The 2335-nt window shown below is 60.3% G+C and carries 3 protein-coding genes; 2 read left to right on the forward strand and 1 reads right to left on the reverse strand.

Annotated elements, in window-relative coordinates:
* Window positions 1-1884 (forward strand): penicillin-binding protein 1A (locus ADADOO_RS12680; protein WP_511277868.1); only part of this gene is annotated, 1884 nt, incomplete at its 5' end.
* On the opposite strand, the gene cyaY is transcribed toward ADADOO_RS12680, so the two are convergent.
* A complete protein-coding gene (gene cyaY / locus ADADOO_RS12685) occupies window positions 1885-2202 on the reverse strand; it encodes an iron donor protein CyaY (protein WP_511277869.1) in 318 nt (105 codons plus the stop codon).
* A gap of 41 nt (window positions 2203-2243) precedes the next feature.
* On the opposite strand from cyaY, the gene lptM reads away from it, so the two are divergent.
* A partial coding sequence (gene lptM, locus ADADOO_RS12690; protein ID WP_511277870.1) for an LPS translocon maturation chaperone LptM occupies window positions 2244-2335 on the forward strand: 92 nt, incomplete at its 3' end.

A 2335-nucleotide genomic window follows, 5' to 3' on the forward strand; every position in this document is an offset into this window, starting at 1 on the left:
ACCCGCAAGCTTTACGAAGCCCTTCTTTCTTTCAAGATAGAAAGCAATCTATCGAAAGACCAGATTTTCGAGCTGTACATCAATCAGATTTTCCTTGGGCAACGCGCCTACGGTTTTGCGGCCGCGTCCCAGATTTACTTCGGCAAGCCGCTCAAGGATATTTCGATTGGCGAAGCAGCGATGCTGGCTGGTTTGCCAAAAGCGCCGTCGGCTTACAACCCGATCGTCAATCCGAATCGCGCCAGGCTCCGTCAGCATTACGTCCTGCGCCGCATGCGCGAATTGGGCCATATCACCGAAGCGCAGCACGAAGCAGCCCTCAAGGAACCCCTCGTCGTCAAACGTGAATTGGCCGAATACGCCGTCCACGCGGAATACGCGGCAGAAATGGCTCGGCAGATTACGGCCGAGCGCTTCCCGGAAGAGGTTTACTCGCGCGGCATGAAGGTTTACACCACCGTGGTCAAGGCTGACCAGGAGGCTGCCTACAATAGCCTGCGTAAAGGGGTTATGGACTACGACCGGCGACACGGCTACCGCGGCGCCGAATCCTATCTCGACACAAAGAATATCAAGTCTGATCAGGACGAGGCGATCGACGAAGCACTACAGGATATTCCGGATGCCGGCGACTTGATTCCGGGCCTGGTTCTGGCGGCCGACGCCAAACACATCAAGGTTTATCGCAAGGGCGGAGAAGTTGTCATGCTGACCGGCGATGCGATGAAGTTCGCTGCCCGGATGCTCGACGACAAAGCCCCGCCAAACAAGCGACTCAAGCGTAGCGCCATCGTGCGCCTGCAGAAAGACGACAAGGGGGGCTGGCAGATCAGCCAGCTACCTGAGGTCGAATCGGCCTTTGTTGCGGTCGACCCGAAAGATGGGGCCATTCGCGCGCTGGTTGGCGGTTTCGACTTCAACCGCAACAAGTTCAACCATGTCACCCAGGCCTGGCGGCAGCCGGGCTCCAGTTTCAAGCCCTTCATTTATTCCGCTTCACTGGAAAAAGGTTACGGCCCGAATAGCGTGATCGCCGACGAACCTATCGTCATCCCGGCTAGCCAGACCGGCGCGGCCGCCTGGGAGCCGCACAATTACGACGGCAAGTATGAAGGCCCGATGCGCATGCGCACGGCGCTGGCCAAGTCGAAAAACATGGTTTCGATTCGCATCCTGCAGGCTATCGGCACACACTACGCTCAAGATTACGCGGCACGTTTTGGCTTCGATGCTGCCAAGCACCCGCCTTACCTGACCATGGCCCTTGGTGCCGGGTCGGTGACGCCGTGGCAGATGGTGACGGCCTATTCGGTCTTTGCCAACGGCGGTTTCCGGATCAATCCTTTTGTCGTCCGCGAAATTCGTGACGGCGGAAATCAGGTGCTAGCCCTCTCGGCAGCGACTGAGGCTGGCAATGAGGAAGCCCGTGTCATCGACCCGCGCAACGCCTTCATGATGGACGCCATGCTGCGCGACGTCACCCTCTTCGGCACGGCAGCCAAGGCGTCGGCCATCCTGAAACGCCAGGATCTGGCCGGCAAGACCGGAACGACCAACGAGTATCTGGATGCCTGGTTCTGTGGCTACCAGATGACGGTTAGCGGTTGCGCTTGGATCGGCTTTGACCAGCCGAGAAAGCTCGGCGACAGGGAAACCGGGGGCGCCGCGGCGTTGCCGATCTGGATTGGCTACATGAGCCGGGCATTGAAGGATGTGCCCATGCTCCTCCCGCCGGTTCCCGACGGGCTAATTGCCTCTGGCGAAGGCCGGGAGCGAAGCTACATCTACGCCGAGAATGCCGCCAACGAGAAACTACCGGAAGAAGAAGCGCAGACTGTCGTTCCGCTACCGACCCCGGACCTCAGCACCCCGCCGGCCGACTGATCAGCGCAGTTCGATAATCTCGCCGGCCTGCTGACTGGCGAGCGTCGACAGTTTTTCCATCAGTTCGGCGGCATCGCGGGTGTCGCGCCAGACGGCGCCATCCCAGCGAAAATGGAAGCCGCCCGAGCGGGCGGCGACCCAGATTTCCCGAGCGACGCCGTGGCGATTGACGATGATCTTGCTTCCGTCGTCAAACTCGATTTCGAGCACGCCGCCCGCCGCCAACTGGCAGTCGACGTCAGCGCCGCTGGCTTCGAGCGCCGTATCGATCCTGGCCAGCGTCGCCTCGGCCAGGGTGTTGAATTCCTTGTCATCCATCGTGTGCTACCATCCCGCTCTTCGCTGACAGCGCCCCGAACATGTCCAGAATCGCCGCCCTGCTGATTATCCTGAGCCTTGCCGCCTGCGGCATGAAAGGCCGGCTTGAAATGCCGCCCGGCCCGGCCTCTGA

Source organism: Azonexus sp. (assembly GCF_036170495.1).
Taxonomy (GTDB): domain Bacteria; phylum Pseudomonadota; class Gammaproteobacteria; order Burkholderiales; family Rhodocyclaceae; genus Azonexus.

What these genes read in the sequence shown, in the direction of transcription:
- cyaY (WP_511277869.1), bottom strand. Translation starts at nt 2,202, where the DNA reads ATGGATGACAAGGAATTCAACACCCTGGCCGAGGCGACGCTGGCCAGG.